The sequence below is a fragment of the Kitasatospora sp. NPDC048540 genome (genome assembly GCF_040651175.1).
Lineage (GTDB): Bacteria > Actinomycetota > Actinomycetes > Streptomycetales > Streptomycetaceae > Kitasatospora.
In genome coordinates, this window is the sequence record NZ_JBEZIR010000229.1 from 1 (window position 1) to 5,606 (window position 5,606).

At 72.0% G+C, this 5,606-nt stretch carries 4 protein-coding genes; 1 reads left to right on the forward strand and 3 read right to left on the reverse strand.

Annotation, left to right across the window (positions count from 1 at the left end; translation table 11 throughout):
* Positions 1 to 749: 749 nt before the first annotated feature.
* Positions 750 to 1,844 (forward strand): hypothetical protein, encoded by a 1,095-nt coding sequence (locus tag AB0D08_RS40040; RefSeq protein WP_051812331.1) that lies wholly within the window; start codon positions 750 to 752, stop codon positions 1,842 to 1,844.
* Here AB0D08_RS40040 and AB0D08_RS40045 read toward each other — a convergent pair.
* From AB0D08_RS40045 to AB0D08_RS40055, 3 genes are all read right to left on the reverse strand, one after another.
* Entirely contained in the window at positions 1,839 to 2,327 is a 489-nt protein-coding gene (locus tag AB0D08_RS40045) for a hypothetical protein (protein WP_033820306.1), read from the reverse strand. The genes AB0D08_RS40040 and AB0D08_RS40045 overlap by 6 nt on opposite strands.
* Before the next feature lie 268 nt (positions 2,328 to 2,595).
* Positions 2,596 to 5,169 carry an AAA family ATPase gene (locus tag AB0D08_RS40050; RefSeq protein WP_359895286.1) on the reverse strand — a complete coding sequence of 858 codons (2,574 nt, stop codon included), beginning with the start codon at positions 5,167 to 5,169 and terminating at the stop codon, positions 2,596 to 2,598.
* 326 nt (positions 5,170 to 5,495) lie between these two features.
* Positions 5,496 to 5,606, reverse strand: a complete 111-nt coding sequence (locus AB0D08_RS40055; RefSeq protein WP_359895288.1) for a LuxR C-terminal-related transcriptional regulator — start codon at positions 5,604 to 5,606, stop codon at positions 5,496 to 5,498.

Consider the following 5,606-nt stretch of genomic DNA (forward strand, 5'->3'; position numbering starts at 1 on the left):
GGTCACGGCCACAGCCTCGCGCCCGCCCCCGACCCCTTATTCGTTCACCGGCCCGGCGCGGGACCGCGGTACGGCCGGGCCGGTCCGCCGTTCTCCACCGACCGGCCCGGTCGAGGGGACACCCGCCCCAACGGGCTGTGTCGGCCGCCCTTTCAGGCGTCGGCGGCCACGAGCGGACACAGATCGCTTCCTGATCCGGCAGACCGGCCGCAAGACCGGTTCCCCCGGCCCGTCATCTCGCTACCGTTGCCGTCCCATCGCACCGGTGGCGGGTGAACGAGGCCTCGCAGCCGGTTGCCCTCCACCGCTCATCCCGTACTCCTGCAAAGGGGAAGCGTATGCCCCCGAGCCCATGGCGCGACCGTCCCAGCCTCAAGATCCTGGCCGTCGGCGGAGCGTGCACGGCAAGCCTGCTGGTCCTGTCACCGGCCGCCGCGCACGCCGACACCACGGCCCCGTCCTCCTCCGCCACTTCGACGCCGTCCGCCTGCGCCGCCGCCCCGACCCCTGATCCCTCGGCCGACCCCTCGACCTCGGCCACCCCCGATCCGTCGGAGTGCGGGACCGCGGCACCGACGGACCCTGCCATCTCGGATGGCGCTTCGCCGGATCCTGCGACCTCGGGCACGGCGGCGTCGGATCCTGCGACCTCGGGCACGGTGACATCGGATCCGCCGACCTCGGGCAGCGCTGCTCCGGCCCCTGCGGCATCGGACCCAGCGACGACGGATGCCGCGACCCCCGGGCCGGTGACGCCGAGCCAGGGCAGCGCGACGACCGCGCCGGCGGCTCAGAACTCCGCGGCCCCGGGCAGCACCACGAGCGCCCCCGCGGGAGCGGGAAAACCGGCCTCCGCCGGCGACCCGGCATCGGTCACCAACGTCGGCACCGGCCGGGGACTCGCCGCTCCGGTCGCAGGTTCGTCCTCGTCGAGCGACCCCTACTCGTCCTCGTCGTCGACCGACATCGGTGCCATCAGCCGCAACCAGGTCATCCAGCGCGCCAAGCAATGGGTCGCGGAAGCCGTTCCCTACAGCCAGACGTCCTGGTGGACGGACTCGCTCGGCACGTACCGGCAGGACTGCTCCGGCTACGTCTCCATGGCCTGGCATCTCGACGAGGCCACCGATTTCTGGACCGGCAACCTCGGAGTCGTCTCGCACGAGATAGCCGCCGACGACCTGCTGCCCGGGGACATCCTCCTCTCGGACTCGCACACCTTCGTCTTCGCCGGCTGGGACGACAGTTCCCACACCACCTTCGACATGTACGAGGAGTCGCGCCCCGGCACCACGGCCCACTTCATCACCGGAGCCAGTTACAGCCACTACGCCTCCACCGGCTTCAAGCCCTACCGGTACAACCAGATCACCGACGTCGACCAGAACATCCCGGTCTCCGACGCGGTCCCCGCCGCACCGGGCGTGTCCTCGGCCTCGCAGGCCTCGAGCTCCCCGTTCGCCTCCGGCCAGGCATCCGTCGCACCCGTCCACGTCACCTCGGCGCTGCTCAACAGGAACGCCGTCCCCGCCACCCTGCCGAAGGCTCCCGATGCGGTCCTGAACGGGGGCGGGGGCATCGTCACGGCGTACCCCGGAAGCACCCAGTCCGTCGCCGGGGCCAACAGCAGCGGCACCACCGCACAGGCCACCGTCCCGGTCCGGAGCGCCAATGCGGCGAAGACCACCGACGGCATCGACCGTCCCGCTCTCATCGCATCCGCAGGAGTCCTCGTCACCGGATGCCTGGGCCTGCTGTGGAGGTCACGCAGGGCGAGGTCGACGTCCGGATCCCCCGGTACCGGTTCCGACACCCCTCAGCCGCCCGCTCCGGGAGCGTCATGATCCGGTGACACTCTCCGAGCCGTGAACCGTTCGAACCGCCCGATCCGGCGACGCACCGCCCGGGAACACCCCGGGATCGCCGGAGCCCGGGCCACCCTGTGCCGCCGCCCGCGTGCCGGTGAGCCAGGCGAGGTATTCCTGGTGGAGGTAGGCGCGGGCGCCGTCCGGGCCGATGCGCCAACGGGCCGCATCCGGGCCGTGGGGGCCGACCGCATACTGAGGGAAGGCCAGATCGAACCACAGCAGACTCTGCGCGCTGACCCGGGCGACCGCGAGCAGCCGTTCCTGACGGCCCTGCCACCAACGCCGGTCGTCCACCGCGGCCTGCCGTAACAGGACCTCACGCTGCCGTACGGCTGCGCCGTTCAGCAGGTCCTGGGAAGCGAGTATCCGGGCCACTCGGGTGCTCTCCTCCTCGAGGTCGGGGGCGTGCGCATACGCTCGGCCGGCGGACGGCGTTTCGGAGACGGTGTGACCGGTCATCGGACCTTCCGGTAGGAGGAGGGGCAGCTGGACCCGGTGTGCCGGGGCAGCTGCCATCTTGGCGTATCCGGCCGCCTCCCACCCGGCCGTTGCTCCAGCCCGGCCTTCCACACCGGTCCGACCGTTGCCCGTTCTCGTCGGAGGCACGGGAGGCGCAGGAGGCGCGGACCGCGAAGCGCGATCGAGGAGGGACCGTGCCGACGGAGTGCTCGGTGTCAGGTCGCTGCGAGGGGGTGCGCAGGGGTCTGTACGGGCCCTGTGGATCGCTTCATCGGCCGGCCGCGAAGGCGTGGGCGCCGAGCCGGTGGCAGCGGTTGCGGGCCTGGCCGATCAGTCGGCGGGCGCGGTCGTGGTCCATGCGAAGGAGATGGAGTTGCCCGGCGGCGTGTTCGAGGCGGGCACGGTGCAGGGGAGGGTCGTCGGGGCCGGGGGAGCGATCGAGCTGTTGGTGGTATGCGGCGAGTGCGGTGTCGAGGTCTCCGTGGGCTTCGGCGAGCTGCCCGGTGCACCATGTGGTGATCGGTTCCAGGCAGGGGATCATGCCGGTCTGGGTCCGCAGGCGGGTGAGAGCCGATTCGGCTTCGCCCAGGTTCCCGGTGGCGATCAGTGCCTCGGTCCACATCGGCCAGAACATCAGATCCGGCCAGGCACGGGCTGGATGGCCCGCGTCGGCGGCTGCGGTCCGGTAGGCCGGGCGTAGTGCGTCCAGCATGGCGGTGTGGTCGCCCCGGGCCTGCGCCACGGCGGCCTCGGCCAGCGGCGGAAGGTCGCCGTGGATCGGCATGACGGGCCGCTGGCGCAGGGTGGCCAAGTGGCTGTGGGCGCTCTGCCAGTCCCCTCGTCCGGCCGCTATGAAGACGGTCCAGGTGTGAGCGGGGGCGTGGTGGACGTTGAAGCCGTCGATCTCGCCCTCGACCAGAGCCTGGTCGGCGTAGGAGGCCGCCCGGTCCCAGTCCCCGAGCATGTACAGACACAGGCCGAGGCTGAGCTGGGCGTGGAGCCGGCCCAGCGGTGGCGAGCCCATGGCCCGTACGGGGTGCAGCACAGTCTCGAAGTCACCCTGCGCGGCGTGCAGTTCACCGAGAGCGAGCCGGGTGTAGCCGCGGCTGACCAGGAGCATGGTGTCGGGGAGCGGGACGTTGCCCGGGTCGTCGGGCAGGCCGGTCATCCAGGGGAACGCCCTGACGCCACGGGGTCCTTCGGCGAACAGCGCCCCCATCGCGAGCAACCAGCGTGATACGGCCGTGTCGGCGGCTCTGACGGCATGATCGTCCAGTGTCCGGGCCAGCAGTTCTCTGGCGCGCGCCGGATTGTTGGTGACCAGGTCCGACAGGGCGAGCCGGAACCGGGCCGCCGCCATGACGTGAGGATCGGCGTCCGCCTCGGCCTCGGCCACCGCACGTTCCCCCAGGCGCACCGCTTGCAGGTAGTCGTTGTCCAGGTACGAGTAGCAGCTGAGCAGGACGGTCCGCAGCGCGCACGGAGCGCAGCTCTCGACGGCCGGACGCAGCGCGCGGGCGGCCGCGAGGCCGGAGGGGTTCAGGAGGTGGTTTGCGTACGATGCGGCGGTGAGCAGGCAGCGCTCGCGGTGTTCGCGGGCCTCGTCGAGGTTGGCGGCCCACAGCATCAAGGTGGCCGCACGGTCGAGGTATCCCGCCGCCGCCTTGCGGGCGGCCTCCGCTTCCAGTTCCTCGGCCAGGGCCGGGTCCCTGTGGGTGCAGGCGGCGACCCGGTGGGCCCAGGCACTGTCCAGGTCCACGATCGGGGCGGCGGCCATGTGCAGTTCCCGCCGTCGTTCGGGGCCGATGGCACGGTAGACCGCGGCCTGCTGCAGAGGATGAGCCAACCGCACCGGCCCGGAGGGCTCGTCCCACGACCGGACCACGAGTCCCGCCGCCACCAGCGGCTCCAGCGCCTGCACCGGGTTGCCCTCCAGCCCGGCGACCGTGCCGGCCACCGCCGGCGGCACCGGCGCGTCGAGTACGGCGAGCGCCTCGGCCATCGCCCGGGCCGGGGCCGGCAGCCGGGCGAGCATCTGACGTACCGCGCCTTCCAGGGAGGCGGACACCAGTACCACCGCGTCCTGGTCGATCAGTGTGTCCGCCGTGTTCGCGGCCAGGATCGAGCGAAGGTACAACGGGTGCCCGCCGGTCAGTTCCCACAGCCGCTTGGCCAGGGCCTGCGACGCGGCTCCGCGCACCCCGGCGGTTTCGACGATCTGCGCCACGGCCTGCTGCGGCAGTCCCTCCAACGGCAGGTCCCGTACCCGGGGCGTGCCGCGCGCCAGGCGTCGCCACTGGGCCGCACGCGCGGGCGGGACCGCTCCTTCGAGCCCGTCGACGGCCGCTCCTGCACCGGCTTCGGTGCGGGCGGTCGCGATCACCAGCACCCGGTCGGCCCGCAACCGGCGCAGCATGAAGCCCACGGCCGTCAAAGACGCCTCGTCGGCCCAGTGCACGTCGTCGACGACCACGATGACCGGTCCCACCTCCTGGGCCGTGCTCAGCAACTCCACCAGCCGGGCGCCCACCATCACGGGCGGGACGTGCGGCCCGAGTCCCCGATCCGTGACCATCGAGTTCGCCTCCGACCGCGGATCGGCCTGGCGCAGCCACTGCTCGACCACCGAGAACGGCCAGTCCTGCTCGGCCGGGTCGCACGACGCCCACCACACGGAGAAGCCCTCAAGGCCTTCGATCGCCCGGCGGACCAGCGCGGTCTTCCCGATTCCCGCCGCCGCTTCCACGATCAGCAGCGACGGCTCACCTGCCGCGGCCTTGTGCGCAGCCTGCGCCACCACATCGAGCTCCGCCGTGCGGCCGACGAACGCCGGCTGGCCCACGACCACTCCTCCGGTGGCCGCCCGGCTCGAAGCACCCCAGCGTGCGTCCATCTGCAGCTCCCCGCGGGTGGTTTCTCCCGTGGACGATCGGCGTTACGACTCCATCATGCGCCCGGGCGGTGGCTGCCGTGGAGTGCCGTGCCCGCCGACGGCCCGCCGGGGGCATCGTGGAAGCCCTCGACGATCACAAGCCACGGCGATCCCGTCACGGACTTTCCGGTCGAAATGTCCGCGGCCGGTAGATCCGATGACGGTTGCGCCGCCGGATTCGGGGATCGGCGTGATGATCGCGTCGGCCGGGATGGTCTGTGTGGTGGCGGTCGGGGTCAGGTGAGTGCTGTGCGGAGGTGGCGGCGGGAGGTGATGCCGAGTTTTTCGTAGACGTGGCCGAGGTGGTATTCGACGGTTTTGGTGCTGAGGTAGAGCTGTTGGGCGAT

Excerpts from the sequence above, each read along its gene's own strand:
- AB0D08_RS40045 (WP_033820306.1), bottom strand. The coding sequence starts at position 2,327 with ATGACCGGTCACACCGTCTCCGAAACGCCGTCCGCCGGCCGAGCGTAT.